At 55.4% G+C, this 17,027-nt stretch carries 11 protein-coding genes; 8 read left to right on the forward strand and 3 right to left on the reverse strand.

Going from position 1 to position 17,027, the window contains the following annotated elements; genetic code table 11:
- Window positions 1-16: 16 nt before the first annotated feature.
- From CA264_RS02985 to CA264_RS03005, 5 genes are all read left to right on the forward strand, one after another.
- Complete coding sequence (locus tag CA264_RS02985) at window positions 17-1,102, forward strand: NAD-dependent epimerase/dehydratase family protein (protein WP_025604458.1); 1,086 nt, start codon at window positions 17-19, stop codon at window positions 1,100-1,102.
- Between the two features lie 12 nt (window positions 1,103-1,114).
- On the forward strand, window positions 1,115-1,678 hold the full coding sequence (rfbC, locus tag CA264_RS02990; RefSeq protein ID WP_025604459.1) for a dTDP-4-dehydrorhamnose 3,5-epimerase: 564 nt from the start codon (window positions 1,115-1,117) through the stop codon (window positions 1,676-1,678).
- Window positions 1,679-1,722: 44 nt separating this feature from the next.
- A complete protein-coding gene (locus CA264_RS02995) occupies window positions 1,723-3,084 on the forward strand; it encodes an NAD(P)H-dependent oxidoreductase (RefSeq protein WP_025604460.1) in 1,362 nt (453 codons plus the stop codon).
- An 85-nt stretch (window positions 3,085-3,169) separates the two neighbouring features.
- On the forward strand, window positions 3,170-3,943 hold the full coding sequence (locus CA264_RS03000) for a nucleotidyltransferase family protein (protein ID WP_025604461.1): 774 nt from the start codon (window positions 3,170-3,172) through the stop codon (window positions 3,941-3,943).
- 13 nt (window positions 3,944-3,956) lie between these two features.
- A complete protein-coding gene (locus CA264_RS03005) occupies window positions 3,957-5,171 on the forward strand; it encodes a glycosyltransferase family 4 protein (RefSeq protein ID WP_025604463.1) in 1,215 nt (404 codons plus the stop codon).
- A gap of 21 nt (window positions 5,172-5,192) precedes the next feature.
- On the opposite strand, the gene CA264_RS03010 is transcribed toward CA264_RS03005, so the two are convergent.
- Genes CA264_RS03010 through CA264_RS03020 form a run of 3 tightly spaced genes read right to left on the reverse strand, consistent with a single transcriptional unit; the run spans window position 5,193 to window position 9,101 of the window.
- Entirely contained in the window at window positions 5,193-6,425 is a 1,233-nt protein-coding gene (locus tag CA264_RS03010; RefSeq protein ID WP_084196136.1) for a glycosyltransferase family 61 protein, read from the reverse strand.
- Between the two features lie 54 nt (window positions 6,426-6,479).
- Window positions 6,480-7,619, reverse strand: coding sequence for an alginate O-acetyltransferase AlgX-related protein (locus CA264_RS03015; protein WP_025604467.1), 1,140 nt, complete (start codon window positions 7,617-7,619; stop codon window positions 6,480-6,482).
- Between the two features lie 6 nt (window positions 7,620-7,625).
- Window positions 7,626-9,101, reverse strand: a complete 1,476-nt coding sequence (locus CA264_RS03020; RefSeq protein ID WP_025604469.1) for an MBOAT family O-acyltransferase — start codon at window positions 9,099-9,101, stop codon at window positions 7,626-7,628.
- Window positions 9,102-9,461: 360 nt separating this feature from the next.
- On the opposite strand from CA264_RS03020, the gene CA264_RS03025 reads away from it, so the two are divergent.
- From CA264_RS03025 to CA264_RS03035, 3 genes are all read left to right on the forward strand, one after another.
- Complete coding sequence (locus tag CA264_RS03025; protein WP_084196137.1) at window positions 9,462-14,006, forward strand: Ig-like domain-containing protein; 4,545 nt, start codon at window positions 9,462-9,464, stop codon at window positions 14,004-14,006.
- A gap of 6 nt (window positions 14,007-14,012) precedes the next feature.
- Window positions 14,013-15,005: a PorP/SprF family type IX secretion system membrane protein gene (locus CA264_RS03030; RefSeq protein WP_025604473.1), complete on the forward strand. Its 993-nt coding sequence runs from the start codon at window positions 14,013-14,015 to the stop codon at window positions 15,003-15,005.
- 347 nt (window positions 15,006-15,352) lie between these two features.
- On the forward strand, window positions 15,353-16,945 hold the full coding sequence (locus CA264_RS03035) for an SGNH/GDSL hydrolase family protein (RefSeq protein WP_162912054.1): 1,593 nt from the start codon (window positions 15,353-15,355) through the stop codon (window positions 16,943-16,945).
- Window positions 16,946-17,027 lie beyond the last annotated feature (82 nt).

Genomic DNA, 17,027 nt, shown 5'->3' on the forward strand with positions numbered 1-17,027 from the left:
ATATACACAACATCAAATGAAAATACTGATAACCGGAAATATGGGGTATGTTGGCCCGGGCGTGGTTGAGCGCCTGCGCGCTGCCTACCCCGAAGCCACCCTTGTAGGCTACGACATGGCCTATTTTGCCTCTTGCCTGACCAACGCTCCCGTGCTGCCTGAGAGCCAGCTGGATGTGCAGCTGTACGGTGATGTGCGCACCATGCCAGCCGAGGTGCTGGAGGGCGTGGATGCCGTGGTGCAACTGGCTGCCATCTCCAACGACCCGATGGGCAAGAAGTTTGAGGACGTGACCATGGAGGTAAACTATAAGTCGAGCGTGCGTATTGCCGAAATGGCTAAGGCTGCCGGTGTAAAGAACTTCGTGTTTGCCTCGAGCTGCAGCATGTATGGCGCTGCCTCCGAGCAGGCCAAAACAGAAGAGTCGGAACTGAACCCGCTCACCGCCTATGCCCGCTCCAAAGTAGCCACCGAGAAAGAGCTGCAGCCGCTGGCCGGCGACGGTTTTACGGTGACCTGCCTGCGCTTCGCCACTGCCTGCGGCATGAGCGACCGCCTGCGCCTGGACCTGGTACTCAACGACTTTGTGGCCGGAGCCGTGACGACAGGCAAGATCAGCATCCTGAGCGACGGCACCCCTTGGCGCCCGCTGATCCACGTAAAAGACATGGCGCGCGCTATTGAGTGGGCCGTTACAAGAGAAGCCTCCAACGGCGGCGAGTATCTGGCCGTGAACACCGGGTCCAACGAGTGGAACTACCAGGTGTATGAACTGGCTAACGCCGTGGCCGAGGTAATGCCGGGCGTGGATGTGTCGGTGAACCAGGACGCAGCCCCGGACAAGCGCTCCTACAAAGTAAACTTCGACCTGTTTAAGCAGCTGGCGCCAAACCACCAGCCGCAGTACTCGCTGATCCAGGCCATTGAGGAACTGCACGAAGGGCTGAAAGCCATGGATTTCAAAGACGGGGACTTCCGTAACTCGCAGCTGATGCGCCTGATGGTGCTCAACAGCCTGCAGGACACAGGTAAGATCAACGAGCAGCTGCAGTGGCAGCGAAACACATCCAGGGTATCCAACGCCGAACTAGAGACTGCCTAAGTATAACACAACATGATTTTTACAGAAACAAAGTTAAAAGGGGCCTTTATCATTGATGTAAAGCGCCTGGAGGACGAGCGCGGCTTCTTTGGCCGTTCCTTCTGCCAAAAGGAGTTTGAGGAGCATGGTTTGAGCAATGACGTAAGGCAAACCAACGTATCCTATAACAAGAAGAAAGGCACGCTGCGCGGCATGCACATGCAGCTGGCGCCCAACGAGGAGTCGAAGCTGGTGCGTTGCACACGTGGTGCCATTTACGATGTGATCATCGATATGCGCCCGGGCTCCGAAACTTACAAGCAGTGGATAGGGGTGGAGCTGACGGCTGATAACTACCGCATGCTGTTTGTGCCCGAGGGCTTTGCGCACGGCTTTATCACGCTGGAGGATAACACGGATGTGACATACCAGGTGACAGAGTTCTACACCCCCGGTGCCGAGCGCGGCATCCGCTGGAATGATCCGGCCTTCAACATTGAGTGGCCGATCGAGCCAGTCGTGATATCTGAAAAAGACCAGGCCCATCCGGACTTTGTGGATGAGCAGGAAAAATCTACAGGAAAGCTGTTGGTGTAAACCGGCAGCTTTCGCTTCTTCAAATCTAAAACTTATACTTCAAGATGATAATAGTTGATACCGCTCTGGCCAAGCGCCATGCCGAAGGTAACCCGATTCGTGTGGCCATGGTGGGAGCCGGGTTCATGGGCCGGGGCATCGCGCTGCAGATCAGTAAATATACAAAAGGGATGGAACTGGTGGCCATCTCCAACAGAACGCTCTCTAAAGCCAGGCAAGCCTACAACCAGGCCGAGATAGAGGAGGTGCAGGAGGTGAGTACGCTGGCCGAACTGGAGGAAAATATTCGCCAGGGTAAGTACAGCGTGACCGAAGACGCCATGCTGCTGTGCGAGGCCGAGGGAATAGACGCCGTGATTGAGGTTACCGGGGCTGTGGAGTTCGGCACCAACGTAGCCATGCGCGCCATCCAAAACGGAAAGCACATCATTATGATGAATGCCGAGGTGGACGGTACCGTGGGGCCAATGCTGAAAGTATATGCCGATAAAGCCGGTGTGGTGTTCACCAACGCCGACGGCGACCAGCCGGGCGTAACCATGAACCTGTACCGCTTTGTGAAGGGGCTCGGCGTGAAGCCGGTGCTGTGCGGCAACATCAAAGGCCTGCACGACCCCTACCGCAACCCGACCACCCAGGAGGGTTTTGCCAAGAAGTGGGGCCAGCAGCCGTCGATGGTGACTTCGTTTGCCGACGGCAGCAAGATCTCCTTTGAGCAGGCGATTATCGCCAACGGTACCGGTATGCGTGTGGCCAAGCGCGGCATGCACGGGCCAACCGTGGCCAGTGGCACATCGCTGAAAGACTGTGTGCACAACCTGTACCCGCTGGAAGACCTGACAGAAGGACCAGGGATAGTGGATTATGTGGTAGGGGCAGAGCCGGGACCGGGCGTGTTTGTACTGGGTACCCACGACAACCCGATACAGCAGCACTACCTGAACCTGTACAAGCTGGGCGAAGGGCCTCTGTACCTGTTCTACACGCCGTACCACCTGTGCCACTTCGAAGTGCCGGCTACTGTGGCGCGTGCCGTGCTGTTCCACGATGCGGCCCTGACGCCGGTGGGCGCGCCGCAGGTAGCAGTGGTATCAGCCGCTAAGATAGACCTGAAGGCTGGCGAAGTGCTGGACGGCATCGGCCACTACATGACCTACGGCCTGTGCGAAAACGCCGACACGACAGCGGCCGAAAGGCTGTTGCCGATTGGCGTTGCAGAAGGCTGTGTGCTGAAGCGCGATATTCCGAAAGACCAGGTGATCACTTATGATGATGTGGTGCTGCCGGAAGGGCGACTGGTGGACAGGCTGCTGGAGCAGCAAGCCGCTTATTTCGCCGCCTCTGATGATGCTGAGAGAGAAAGAGTGCTGCAAGGCTTCTCAAACGCAACGGCATCGGTGTCCTAGCATTCTTCGCATCCTTTTAAACTAAACCATTCTTAACCGCGCATCGCAAGCCTTAGGTAGCGGTGCGCGGCTTTTTTTAGAAACCATGCCAGCAGACACAGTAGGATTGATTCCGGCCGCCGGGCTGGGGTCGCGGCTTGCACCCATCCCATGCAGCAAAGAGCTTTTGCCGGTGGGGTTTGAGGCGCACCCGGAGCATGGGGAACCGCACCCGAAGGTCGTATCGCAGTACCTCTTGGAGCACATGCAGCGCGCCGGGGCAGAGCAGGTGTACTTTATCCTGCGCAAGGGCAAGTGGGACATTCCCAACTACTACGGCGACGGCAGCCAGTTAGGCCTGCAACTGGCTTACCTCCTCATGCAGCGCCCCTTTGGCTGCCCCTTTTCGCTGGACCAGGCGTATACTTTTGTGCGGCGGCAGCGGGTTGTGTTCGGTTTCCCGGACATTCTGATAGCACCGGAAGACGCTTTTGCCCGGCTGTTGCAGCGGCAGGAGGAAACGCAGGCCGATGTGGTGCTGGGGTGTTTCGGGGTACGCTACCCGCACAAGTGGGACATGGTGGACCTGAAAACTGGCGGAGAAGTAAACGCCATACTTCATAAACCCGCCACCTCTGATCTGACCTACGGCTGGGCCATCGCCTGCTGGGGGCCGCGCTTTACCGAATTTATGCACCAGTACCTGGAGCGCTGGGAGGCAGAGGTTTATACTTCGGGCGCTGAGCTAAGCCTGGGGGAGGTGGTGCAGGCGGCCATACAGAACGGTCTTTTAGTGCAAAGCGTATGTTTTGAGAATGGCAGCTGCCTGGATGTAGGCACGCCTGAAGACCTGCAAAAAGCAATCAAAAACTTATCCTGACACAGCCTTACACATGCGCATACTTCTCGTTCACAACCATTACAAGCAAACTGGCGGCGAAGACACGGTTTTCTTCTCAGAGGCTGCCCTGCTGGAGGAGCACGGGCACACGGTGGAGAAGCTTACCTTTTCGAACAACAACGTAAACAGCGCCTTCGACAAGCTGCAGGCGGCTCTGGGGGTCGTGTACAACTATAAAAGCGCACAGGCTGTGGAGCAGCAACTGCTGGCTTTCAAACCGGATGTGGTGCACGTGCACAATTTCTTTCCGCTTGTATCCCCGGCCGTTTTCTATGTTTGCCAGAAGCATAACATCCCGGTTGTGATGACACTGCACAACTACAGGCTTATCTGCCCAAGCGCCTACCTGCACTATAACGGGAAAGTACACCTGGAGAATGCGCACAAGCTGTTCCCTTATGCCGCTATCATGGAAAAGGCCTACCGCAACTCGCGCTTTCAAACGGCGTCGGTGGTCCTGACGACCGGCCTCCATAAATTGCTGGGCACCTGGCGCAACAAAGTGGACCTGTTTATTACCCTTACCCCCGGAGGTGCAAAGCTGTTCCAGGATTCAAGCCTTCGGCCGCACCCAGCCCAACTTGCCGTGAAGCCAAACTTTACCGAAGACCTGGGCCTAGGGGCAGAGAAGCGCAACGGCTACTTCCTGTACGTGGGCAGGCTGTCTCCGGAGAAAGGTATAGGCACTTTGCTTCAGGCACATGCACAGCATCCTTTTAAATTGAGGGTGATAGGCGATGGCCCGCTGCGGGAAGCCGTGGAGGCACATGCCGCAACACACCCGGGCCTCGAGTACATCGGGTACCAGAAGCGGGACAGGGTGATACAGGAGCTAAAGGCTGCTGAGGGCCTGATCTTCCCGTCGGAGTGGCCGGAAATGTTCGGCATGTCCATTATAGAGGCCTTTTCGGCAGGCACGCCGGTGATTGCGGCAAAGATAGGAGGGGGAGAGTATCTGGTGGAGCATGGGCGAAACGGGCTGCACTTTGCGCCTGGCAACGCTGAAGACCTGGTGGCTAAGGTAGGGGAGCTGGAGCGAAGCAGTGCTTATGCCAGCAGCCTGGGCAAAAATGCGCGTCAGGATTACCTGGAGAACTATACTCCGGAGGTAAACTACCAGAAGCTGCTGCACATCTACCAAAAAGCCATCGGGCTAAAAGCAAAGCCTGCCCCCACAGCCACTATTGCTGCAGAGGCAGGCCTCTAGTTAGGTCCTGAGACGGTTGTGCTAAGCTACTTCTGCCCGCCTTGCCGTCTTACTCTTTTTCATCTCATCCAGGATAGCCACCACCCGGTCGGTTTCTACCAGCAGGTGCTCCCGCTGCCCCTGGCCTGCGTCTCGCACGCGCTTGTTGCCTTTGCAGATGATGTATTCATAGTCCAGGTCAATTTTAGTGGCGATGTCGTAGAAGGGCTCAATCACAAAGCCTTCGTTAAAAATCTCGATCATCTTAGTGCCCGGCTTGCAGAAGAACATGCTGATGAGGCCGGCACCGGTCGCGCCAAGCACTACTTTTGCCTTGGAGAACAGCTTTATCTTCTCTTTTATACTTAGCTGGCTCGATACAACGGTTTTAAACCCATAAGGCTCCAGCGTATCGAGCAGTTCTTTCTCATTCAGTACGTTGCGTATTTTAGAGTCGGAGCGGCTAATGTACAGGTACGGGCTTTCCGGCGTAATCAGATCCGACTCTTCCTCGGCGTACGGCAGGAACGACTCCTGAATAAAGTCACAGAGCCACTTCGGCACTAGCGTGTGGTTGCCGCGCGGCGCCGTAGAGGCAATAATACAATCGGCGGCAATGTGCGACTGCTTATCACCGGAGATAATCTTGTCCTGCGGGATACCCAGCAGCTCCAGCGTCTCTGTCTGGTAGCTGTAACGCAGGCTCGGCACATAAAACCAGTCTACTTTATCGTACAGGCCGCTCTTGCGGAGCAGGTGCAGGCGCGGGAGCACGTCTAAAAACCAGTGCCCGATGTTGTTCAGGCCCGCGCCACCTGTTAGCAGCGAGAACACCGTGCCCTTGTATATTGCCGGAGGGGTAAAGTAGCGCTGCTCAAATATGTTGTTCAGGTTTGGCTCCGATACCTTGCCGTTCGTCAGGCTCAGCGACACGTTCTCAACAAGCCGGTTGTACTGCGATACCACCGCCACGCTGCTTTCGTTATCGGTGTAGATGCGGCCGTTGGGTACCTCTACCACCGTGTAATCGGTCTGTACTTTTTTCTTTGGTTTCCAGTACTCGGAGCAAGCCTCGTACAAGTGGTCCGAAATGTTTAGTTCTGTGGTGAGGGACGGATAAATGGGATGGACCCTGACTTCGCGCGCGTTATTGGCAGTCAGCTGTTCCAGGTTAATACGGCAAACGTCGCCAGGTCTGTAGTGTGTGTTGTGAGGTACAATTCGTCCTAACAATTTCTTCAACCTTTTAGTCCCCTTGTTATAGTAAGCCTTCATGTGTTATGGGTATATAGGTTATTGTATCTTTTAGTGCATGTGCAGCTAGGGCTGCTATTCTGATTCTCTGAAATTAACCAGTAGTCTGTCTTCTTTTTGCTCCGGAGTTGCCTGTAGCTGCGCCACGGTGGCGTGCTTGGCCAGTATGTTGGCGGCTACTTTTACGGCTACTTCGTTCCAGTGGGCGTCATCAGTAGGGTAGAGCGGCACCTGCTTCTGCTGGTACAGCGTCTTGAATGTTGGCTGCAGATCCACGTAGGCGACGCCCCGCTCCTGCAGCTTGTCCATCAGGCGAGGCAGGAACGTGGCCTGCTTCTGCGATGGCAGCAGTTTATAGTAAATATTTTCCTTGTTCGGGATGGGAAGAAACACGAACTCGATGCCCCGCTCCTGCAGCACATCCCGGTAGCCCTCCAGCACATCGGCGATGCGGTTCACTTCTTCTTCCGAGAGTTCACGGTTGGCATAGTCGCCTTCCATAAAGAACTCATTATTGTAGTTGATATACTCCCGCTTGCCCGCTACCCGCTCCATGTCCGCCAGGGTGCGGCGGTAGAGCCCCAGCTTTGAGATGCGGTCGGCCGTAACGGCCAGGTACGTCAGGGCAGGGGAGGAGCTGATGATATTTCCTGTGAAGTCGCGCAGTTCGGAGTTGATGCCGTTCTCGCCGACCGCAGGCAGCTCCGGTATGCGCCGCTCAATGCTGGATACGATCACCAGCTTGGGTGGCACCTCCTCAAAGCGGTCTGTGGCCAGGAAGCGGTTGACAGTGGCGGGGGCGAAGGAGTACACGGGGCGGTGCAGGTGCTGCTCCAGCACAGAGGCCAGCGTTTCGTCTTGAGAGAGCTTGGCGCCCGTAATGTTGGAGTCACCGATAAGCAGCACATCGTTCTTTGTATCGCGGTTGCGGTAGCCGTAGGCGTCGGTGTACCACTCCACCTCACGCTTCTGTGCGTAAGGCGTGCGCGGGGCAAGCTCTCCCTCCTCCACCATCTGCATGTGCACGTTCGGGTAAAAAGGGCCCGACATCACACGCATGGAGTTCACAGAGATGGTCTCCCAGATGCGGAAGGTAAAGAAGTTCATGGGCAGGACAAACACCTCTATGAGCGGCCAAAGTATAAACGGCAGCGCCAGGAGAGTAAGCTTCCGGAGTAGCTTTCTCACACCTTTGTCTTGTATTGATTTTGTCATAATTTCTTAAAACTGAAAATAGATAAACTCCTGGTGCCCAAACTGCCCAAACAGCAGCACCGCAATAATAGCCATGTAGTACACACTCCAGCGCACCCACGCCGGGCGCTGCATGATAAGCTGTGACACGCTACCGTTGCGCTGTATAAGATGTACGGTTTCCATTAACAAAATGGCTAAAATAGAAACGGCAAATATTTTAAAACCTTGATCCATGAATACAGCGTGGCTCCAGTCGAGGGCCAGCAACTGGCTTGGGTTGGTTAGCACGGAGGCACTCTGGCCGATAATATAGAACGCATCCGCAATGTTGTTGGCTCTAAAGAATATCCAAGAAAAGCACACCAGGAAAAAAACCGTCAGCACCTGTACCCACTTGTAAAGTTGTGGGCGCTGGGTTAAGCCGACCTTGCTTGCCAGCGCGTTGCGCTGCTTGGCCGTGACGATGGCAAACACGAGGTAAAACCCGTGCAGGGCACCCCAAACCATAAAGGTCCAGTTGGCGCCGTGCCAGAGCCCGCTTACCAGGAACGTGATAAACAGGTTATAGTACCAGCGCCACTTCACTACCCGGTTGCCGCCCAGCGGAATGTACAGGTAGTCGCGGAACCAGGTGGAGAGGGAGATGTGCCAGCGGTTCCAGAACTCCGAGATGCTCTTGGAAAAGTATGGGCTGCGGAAGTTTTCCATCAGGTTAAAGCCCATGACCTGCGCCGCGCCGATGGCAATGTCGGAGTAGCCCGAGAAGTCGCAGTAGATCTGGAAGGCGAAAAACACCGTGGCGATGATGTGCGAGATGCCGTCATACTCCGTTGGGTTGTTGTAAACGGCGTTCACCATCATGGCCAGGTTGTCGGCAATCACTATTTTCTTGAAAAAGCCCCAGCCCATGCGCCGCAGGCCGGCCACCACCCGCTCATACTTAAACTCGTGCCCCTGGTGCAGCTGGCCCAGCAGGTTGCCGGCCCGCTCGATGGGGCCCGCTACCAACTGCGGGAAGAAGGACACGAACAGCGCGAAGACCCCCAGGTGCCGCTCTGGCCTGATGCGGCCGTGGTACACATCTATACTATAGCTCATCGTCTGGAACGTGTAGAAGGAGATACCCATCGGCAGCAGCAGCTCAAAGGCAGGCATGGCGTAGGGCACATCCAGGGCAAGGGCCAGGTCGCGGGCACTGTCGTTAAAGAAGTTGTAGTATTTGAACAGCAGCAGCACGCCCAGGTTCGCAAAGAGGCTCAGGTAGAGCCAGGGGCGCCGCTTGGGCTTTTCTTCGTCCGGGTAACGGCCCATCATGCGGCCGCAGGTGTAGTCAATTAACGTGGAAACGACCAGAATAATGGTGTAGGCCGGCTTCCAGGACATGTAAAAGTAGTAGCTGGCCAGCAGCAGGATAATCCAGCGGCGGTTAAAGGGCGTCAGGAAGTACAGGGTAACTACTACCGGGAAGAATATGAAAAATTCAGTAGAGTTGAAAAGCATGGGTTAATCGGTTTAAGGGTGTACTAAGGTCCAGTCAGCAGCAGGCATTGTCTTGCTTCTCATGTACGTAGAGGAGGCGGTGGCTCATTAAGGTTATGTCGGTTTTATATTATATAGAAGTTGCACTAAAAGGTTGTGGCCGCCGGCATATATTTTTTCTTATAGATATGAATTTTAAAGTATAGGGGTCGAATGGAGGCAGCATAGCAGCTTTTTACGGTGTTTTAACATTGGTGTTGGGGCGCGGCGGTATTTTAAAATGTATTTTTTGTAGCTGCCGTGCCTCGGCTGCGGCAACCAAGGTATAGGAATGTCGTTATATAGGGAGCTACATCATCCGCAACAACATTTGATCATCCTATGCCCTTATACGTTTACCTACGCCAGGTACTTTTTGTCGTGCTGTTTGGCTTATGTTTACAAGCTGTGTCTGCACCACTTCCTTTGCACGGGGGTGCCACTGCGCCATATGCGCTGGCGGCACCTCAACTGCAGGCAAAGCCTTCTTTGGTAGGCGCCATTACCCTAAGCTGGGCCGCAGTGCCGGGCGCCACAGGCTACGAGCTGGAAAAGTCAAACACAGGAGCGGCCGGCTCCTTCACCGCCTTACAGACCCTTGGCGCCACTGCCCGCAGCTTCCGCCACACAGGCCTTTATTACAAGCAGAAAGTCTATTACCGCCTAAAGGCAACCAGCAGCAGCGGCCAGTCAGCCTACAGCAGTACCGTGAGTGCCACCACCCATGAGCAGGGCCACAGCTTTAACATCATGCCCCTGGGCGACTCCAACACCGAGGGCGGGAGCAGCAGCGTCCCAACGGAGCAAAAGGCCGCCTACCGGGCCAAGCTGGAGCAGCTGCTCAACGGTTCTGTTTCCAAAGGGCGCTACGACTACGTTGGCAGCGAAAAATCAGGCAGTGCGTACGTAACCGACACGGATCACGCCGGGTTTGGCGGTGCCCGCAACAAAGACCTGATCACGCTGCTGCAGCACGGTTCCTATAAACGCTGGTACGATAACCAGCACATGGGCCTGAACTATGAGGCCCGGTACCTGGAGGTTTACCACCCTGATATCATTCTGCTGCACGTGGGCACCAATGAGCTAAGCAACGATGGCGTCGATAACTCCCAAACCACCCTGGAGGAGCTGGAGGGCGTTTTAAATGAGATAGATACCTATGAGAAGAGCTCGGGGAAAGAGGTAACGGTGATCCTGGCGAAGATCATTAAAAGCGTCTGCACCGAACAGTTCTGCTACCGCGGCGACACCTACAGCAAAAACGACATCATCGACTTTTACAACGCCAAGCTGGAGACACTTGCCCGGGAGCGCATGCGTAACGGCGACAGACTTATTCTGGTGGACATGGCCGATGCCGGCATTGTTTACAACTTCCGGGATAAAGGCGGGGATATGGCAGACCCACTGCACCCGGCCCAGGTAGGCTACGACAAAATGGCTCCCGTGTGGTTTAAAGAGCTGGATAAGCTGCTGAACGTAGTGCCGCAGACACCACCTGACACACAGGCGCCGGAAACCTCCATTGCCTCCAAGCCGGCAGCGGTGAGCAACCGTAGCTCAGCCGCCTTTAGCTTTACCAGCAACGAAGAAGGCGTTACCTACCAGGTAAGTATGGACGGCGGCCCGTTTGTGAACGCTGCAACCCCTTTTACTGCGAATAACCTGCCGGACGGGGAGCACACACTACAGGTGCGTGCCAGAGACGAAGCCGGCAACGTGGATGCCTCACCGGCCTCCTATACTTGGGTGATCGATTCGAAAGCGCCTGCCGCACCTGTTATTGCCGCGCCTGCTGAGGGCGCTGTGCTACGAACAAACAAGCCAACCATAGCTGGTACAGCGGAAGCAGGCAGTAAAGTGCAGGTGTATGCCGGGGCTACGCAGCTGGGAACCGTAACAGCAGGGGCAGACGGTAAATGGAACTTTGTGCCCGCCACAGGGCTTGCCGAGGGGCAGCAACAGCTTACGGCCAAGGCCACCGATGCCGCCGGAAACAGCAGCCCAGCAAGCACCACCAGAAGCTTTACCGTCGATTCCAGAGCACCTGAAACCACAATTGCCACTGGCCCGGATGCCGTTACACAGAGTAACAAAGCCGTGTTTAGCTTCTCCAGCAATGAAACAGCCGTTACCTATGAGGTAAGCCTCGACGGTGCTTCCTTTGCACAGGTGCAGAACCCATACACGGCCTCCAACCTTTCTGAGGGGGCGCACACCTTAGCCGTGCGTGCCGTTGATGCCGCCGGCAACAAAGATGCATCTCCAGCCACACATGCCTGGCAGATAGACACGAAAGCGCCTTCGGCTCCGGCTTTTACAGGCGTTTCCGAAGACAGAGGCCCTGAAAAAGAGGACCGTATCACATCCGATAACACACTCAAGCTGCTTGGCAGGGCAGAGGCCGGGGCGGTAGTAGCCGTGCAGAAAGACGGGAAGGCGATCGGCCAAACAAAAGCCAACGCTGCCGGAGACTGGGAGTTAAGCCACGAAAGCACCGCCCTGACCGACGGCAGCTATACATTTACTGCCACTGCCACCGATGCGGCCGGTAACGTTAGTGACGCCAGCGCCGAATTTACGGTGCAAATCGAGCGCACGGCACCGCAGGTGCGCGTGACAACAGACGCTACTTCTCCCGTAAAAGGCGCCTTTGAGGTACGTATCACATTCACAGAGGAAGTGTACGGTTTGGCTGCGGCAGATTTCACCGTGTCAAACGGGGGGCTGGAGAACTTTGCTTCGTCCGGTAAGGATGCCTACACGGCTACCGTCACACCTGCTGCGGATGGAGAGGTGCGCATCGTGCTGCCCTCTGGGAAAGCTACGGACCTGGCCGGTAACCCGAACGAGGCCTCTAACACCCTGGAACTACAGTATGATGCCACACGGCCAAAAGTGACCTTGCAGTCAGGTGCGCCTGCCGTGGTAAACGGGCCTTTTGAGCTCGAGATCACGTTTGATGAGCCTGTCTCCGGGTTTGACCTCTCCGACCTAGCCGTCGCAAACGGTACCGCAAGTGATTTTGTGAAGCGCAGCCCGTCTAGCTATTCTGCACAGGTAAACCCATCCAAAGACGGGGAGGTGCGGGTAAGCATGGCTGCCAACAATGCCTTTGATGCGGCTGGTAACGGGAACCAAGCCTCCGCCAGCCTGCAGCGCGTGTATGATGTGCAGCCGCCAGCAGTGGTGCTTCGCACAGCTGCCGCAGCGCCGGTAAATGCTCCTTTCAGGGTGACGGTTCAGTTTAGCGAGGCCGTCACGGGCTTTGAGGCGGGGGATGTGGCTGTTACCAACGGTGCTGCCTCAGCTTTGCAGAAGGAGAGCAACGATACCTACTCCGTTCTTATCAGCCCCAGAGCTGGCGGCGAGGTAAAAGTGGCGGTGGCCGAAAACGTGGCAAAAGATTTAGCGCTGAACGGCAACCTGGCATCAAACACGCTCAGCCTTGTCTATGATGCCGATCAGCCTGCCGTTGCCATCAGTACCGATGCCCCCGCGCTCACAAATGCTGCTTTCCCTGTCACAGTTCGTATCAGCGAGGCCGTTAGCGACTTTGAGTTAGCAGACCTTGTGCTGTCCAATGCCTCCGCAGAGGAACTGAAGAAATTGAACGACAGAGAGTACACTTTTACTGTTAAGCCGCAGGCGGATGGTCTTGTGCGGGTACAAATACCTGCGGACAAGATGCAGGATGCCGCATCCAACGGCAATACAGCCTCAAACAGGATTGAAATAACCTACGATGGCACGGCCCCACAGGGCTATGCTGCGGTATTCGGAACAGAAAAGATCGATTTCACCAACCAGGAGCAGGTGCCGGTGCACGTATCCGGGGCTGAGCAGGGTACGACCTACTTTTATAGTATAGGCAGCAGTAACGGTGGCAAAGCGGTTACTGGTACGGCAGTTGTCTCAGCATCAGACTTCAGGATCAATAACCTTAACCTGTCCGGCCTGCAGGATGGCCTGTTAACGCTTCGGTTCTACCTGGTGGATGAGGCCGGCAACCAAGGGCGCGAGGTAACGGCCCAGGTAGAAAAGCTAACGCGAAACGTGGCCGCGGTTCAGGAGCTGGCAACCATCCGGGTGCCGTTCAAAACCGAGTTATCCGAAATATCCCTGCCAGAACAGGTAGAAGTGACTTACACAACCGGAGAGAAGGAAGACTTACGGGTGCAGTGGGGTCAAGGCGACTACAACGGTAGCATTCCGGGTAGTTACGTGCTTATAGGTCAGTTAGAGCTGAAAGAGAACACCAGCAACACAGAGCGTAGAACAGCCAGGGTAACGGTAGAGGTGGCACCGAACCAGCCACCTAGCGCCCTGGCGCTCAGCACCGATGTGTTTAAGCCCGATGTCGAGCCTGAAGAGGTAATCGGAACTTTCACGACGACGGATATCGACGACACCGACTTTACCTATGCGCTGGTGCCCGGGGAGGGAAGCGATGACAACAGCCTGTTTGGAATAAGAAACAACAACGAGCTGTACCTGAAGTCAAACCAGGGTTTGTCTGGCAAGGCCCGTTTCACCATCCGCGTGCGCAGCACCGACCCGTATGATAACGCCATTGAGCGGGCTTTCTCCCTGACCAAGTCGCTCTACAATCCGCAGCATGAGATAAAGCTGGTCAATGCTTTCTCGCCGGACGGCGACGGCATTAACGATACCTGGAAGGTGCCCGAGCTGCGCTACTACAACGAGGTGGAAGTGGATGTTTACGACAGGGCCGGTACCCGTGTGTTCCACACAAGCGATCCGGAGGAGGGTTGGGACGGCAAAGGGGCCAACGGCCGGGTGTCGGAGGGCTCCTACTTTTATGTCATCCAGGTAAAAGACATCGACCTGGTTCAAAAAGGAGTAGTAACAGTTCTTAAATAGTACAGAATGAAAAGGCTTATACTAGTAGTTTGCAGTGTGTTTGTTTTTTTGCAGGCGCATGCCCAGGGCAGAAAGCAGCTGGCGAATTTCTCTCACTACAAGCAGTTTTTTAACCCATCGCTGACAGGCTATGAAGGGTCTGTACTGAAGAGCCTCTACCGCAACCAGTGGACGGGCTTTGAAGATGCTCCGAAAACGATACTGGCCTCAGCAGAGCTGGATATGGCCATGCTTTCGCAAAAGAAAGGCCGCTATTTTAGCGGCCGCAGCCGCCGGGAGGCAGTGTCGGATCAAAGTGCCAAACACGCGCTGGGCCTCACGCTGCTGCACGACCAGTTCGGGCCGGCAAAAGAAATGCAGGTAAACCTGAGCTACGGGGCCGCTATCAGGCTGTCTGAGGACTTTAGCCTGCGCTGGGGAACGGCCCTGACTTACACGGCGCAGCACCTCGACGGCAACAGCCTGACCCTGGACCAGGAAAACGACCCGCGGTTTAGCAAGATTATCGGGCAGGAAAACCGCAGCGGCAGGGGCGATATAAACCTGGGCCTGTCCCTTACCTCGGCCCGCTTTTACCTCGGCTATGCCCTGCAGAATGTAACGGACGGTAAACTGCTCTCCACGGGTAGTGACTACCTGAGTGATTTCAGCAGGCGCAAGCACGTGGCCTCTGCTGGCTACAGAATGGGAGTAACGGATGACATAGGTTTTACCGTCAACGGCCTCTATCAGTACGACCAGGAGTTCAAGTCTACTGTGGAGGGGCAGGTGAAGGCTGTTTACAATAACCTGTTTTGGGTTAGCGGCGGCTACAGGAACGATTTAGCCTATACCCTGGGGGCAGGTCTGCACCTGGACCAGCTGTCGGTGGGCTACTCCTACGAAACTCCGACACAGAGCGCTAAAGCGATCGATAAAGCCACTAACGAGCTGACCTTGAGCTATTCGCTTTTCAACAGCGGAAAGCAACAGCACAGTAAGCAGCTAACTGTCTGGTAATGTATCCTCTATGTGCTGTTACGGCCATTGTGGGGGATGTTGTTGAATAGGAATATAGCAGTGGGATAACCTGCTCAAGTATAAACCGGCTGTGTAGCAGTAGGATATAAGTGATATGGTACTTGTTTTAAAGAAGGTGATGGCTGTAACCAAAGCATAGGCCCTTCGTTAGCAAGGCCTGCAACAGTAACCCCAATCCCAGTAGCCTTATGTTCTTTCACATCCCTCTACGGCACCGTGCTGTTTTAACGTTGTTTCTTGTCTGCTGTGCGGCGGGCGCCTCCGCTGCGGCAGCTTTAGCTCCTCCAACAGGAATTACGGCCCGGGCCTCTCTTGTGCAGGCAATTATGGTGCGTTGGCAACCCGTTGCCGGAGCCGATAGCTATGTCATCGAGAAGTCCGGTACTGGCCCAAACGGAGCCTCCTATACTTTGTTGGCGTCCGTTCCGGGCAACGTGCTTTCGTACAGGGATGAAGGACTGGTAGTAGGGCAGGAGGTTTCTTACAGGATAAAAGCCACTGCCGCAGACGGGACTGCGTCAGCCTACAGTGCCCCCGTTACTGGCAAGGCAAACACCTATAGGACGGTGCGCATCATGCCGCTAGGCGACTCCAACACGTTTGGAGGGGGAGGGGTAGAGGACCCGGAAACAAAGGTGTCTTACCGTAGGAACTTGGGTGCAGCCATCCAAGAAGCAGGCTTTAGTTTTGATTTTGTCGGCACCCTTAACTCAGGCTCTTCCCTGATGGTGGATGTTGATCACGCCGGGTTTCCTGGTGCGCGGGTCGGAGACATTGCCAGTCTGCTGCAAACAGGAGGCTACGATGACACCAACAGCTACACGAAACCGGTGAATGAAGCCGGTTTTACAGCAGGGCCCTACTTGAGTGATGCGCGAAACAACCCGGACATTATTCTGCTACACATTGGTACCAACGACGCCAGCGACGCCGAGAACGTGATGCAAAACCTGAACACCCTTTTGGATGAAGTGGATGAGTATGAACGGGCAAACAATAAAGAAGTGACCGTTGTGGTGGCAAAGATTATTCAGATGGTTTGCTTTGAGGATGGAGACCCGGATACCAACGATACCTGGAACTGCCTCAAGCCTAACGATGCACAAGGTGTGCTAAACTACAATGTTAAGCTGGAAAGCCTGGTGAACAACAGAATTGCCGAAGGGGATAACCTGGAGTTAGTTGATATGCAGGACGGGGCAGGAATAGCCTACTGGTGGTCTAACGTACGGTACGACGGTATACTTGGTGAAATGGACGACTATCGCCATGCCGCCCAGACGGGTTACGATAAGATGGCGACTGTGTGGTACAACGCCCTCGCCCCTATGCTGGCGTCTGCCGTCGTTCCTCTTCCGGTCGAGCTGGTGCAGTTTCGTGCCGCCGCCGCAGGTCAGGGAGTACGCCTGGACTGGCGTACGGCGTCAGAAGATGAGAACGACCGCTTTGAGGTGGAGCGGATGCAGGAGGGGCAGTCGTATACCAGGGTTGGCACTGTGGCAGGGGCCGGGAACAGCAACCGCCGCCTCGACTACACTTTCCTGGATGGCGGTGCCCCGGCTGGGCTTCTCTACTACCGCCTGAAGCAGCTGGATCACGACGGCTCCTACACCTACTCCAAAGTGGTAGCCGTGCGCAAAGCCGGTGCCATGGAGCCTACCGCCATGCTGTACCCGAGCCTTACGGACGGGCGGGAGAACATCCGCTTGTCTGCCAATGGGTTTGCCCAGGCTACCCCGCTGGCGATTACACTCCTGGATGCATTTGGCAAACAAGTACACCAGCAACGTGTAAATGCGGGGGCACAGGGCGAAATAAACGCCATAGTGCAATTTCCGGAGCCGCTCCCGGAAGGGCTGTACATCGTAAAACTTACTTCCCCTGCCAGAACGCAAACATTCCGGTTACTGGTCCGGTAAATTCTGAAAAGTATAGCTGTATTTATTTAAACTCATATATACAATTGGCGTACTATACCCTAGTAGATGCTGGGTATGCGCC

It is taken from the genome of Pontibacter actiniarum (assembly GCF_003585765.1).
GTDB lineage: Bacteria > Bacteroidota > Bacteroidia > Cytophagales > Hymenobacteraceae > Pontibacter > Pontibacter actiniarum.

Coding starts and splice junctions, on each gene's coding strand:
- CA264_RS02985 (WP_025604458.1), top strand. CDS start 17: ATGAAAATACTGATAACCGGAAATATGGGGTATGTTGGCCCGGGCGTG.
- rfbC (WP_025604459.1), top strand. CDS start 1,115: ATGATTTTTACAGAAACAAAGTTAAAAGGGGCCTTTATCATTGATGTA.
- CA264_RS02995 (WP_025604460.1), top strand. CDS start 1,723: ATGATAATAGTTGATACCGCTCTGGCCAAGCGCCATGCCGAAGGTAAC.
- CA264_RS03000 (WP_025604461.1), top strand. CDS start 3,170: ATGCCAGCAGACACAGTAGGATTGATTCCGGCCGCCGGGCTGGGGTCG.
- CA264_RS03005 (WP_025604463.1), top strand. CDS start 3,957: ATGCGCATACTTCTCGTTCACAACCATTACAAGCAAACTGGCGGCGAA.
- CA264_RS03010 (WP_084196136.1), bottom strand. CDS start 6,425: ATGAAGGCTTACTATAACAAGGGGACTAAAAGGTTGAAGAAATTGTTA.
- CA264_RS03015 (WP_025604467.1), bottom strand. CDS start 7,619: ATGACAAAATCAATACAAGACAAAGGTGTGAGAAAGCTACTCCGGAAG.
- CA264_RS03020 (WP_025604469.1), bottom strand. CDS start 9,101: ATGCTTTTCAACTCTACTGAATTTTTCATATTCTTCCCGGTAGTAGTT.
- CA264_RS03025 (WP_084196137.1), top strand. CDS start 9,462: ATGCCCTTATACGTTTACCTACGCCAGGTACTTTTTGTCGTGCTGTTT.
- CA264_RS03030 (WP_025604473.1), top strand. CDS start 14,013: ATGAAAAGGCTTATACTAGTAGTTTGCAGTGTGTTTGTTTTTTTGCAG.
- CA264_RS03035 (WP_162912054.1), top strand. CDS start 15,353: ATGGTGCGTTGGCAACCCGTTGCCGGAGCCGATAGCTATGTCATCGAG.